Consider the following 278-nt stretch of genomic DNA (forward strand, 5'->3'; position numbering starts at 1 on the left):
GAACCGTACTTAAAAGAACAGAAAAAACATAAAATGGGGAACGTCCTGACAGGAGATTTTCAGCTGAAAGCCATCACAGGACACGATAAAATACAAAAAAATCATTACTTCGTGGTCGGAGATAACCGAATACATAGCTTTGACAGCCGGCATTTTGGGACCATCTCTAAGGACCAAGTAGTCGGTGTAAAGAGGAATAACGATGAATAAAAAAGAGGCGCTCTGCTCATGCAAAGCGTCTCTTTTTTATTTTGCAGCTTTATAATCAGTCTGTCTTT

Annotated in this window: 1 protein-coding gene; it reads left to right on the forward strand. The window is 39.6% G+C overall.

Annotated elements, in window-relative coordinates:
- Positions 1-210, forward strand: a 210-nt coding sequence (locus tag SB775_RS29010) for a S26 family signal peptidase (protein WP_410864664.1), incomplete at its 5' end; no start/stop codon positions are given.
- Positions 211-278: the final 68 nt, after the last annotated feature.

Source organism: Peribacillus sp. SIMBA_075, assembly GCF_046534585.1.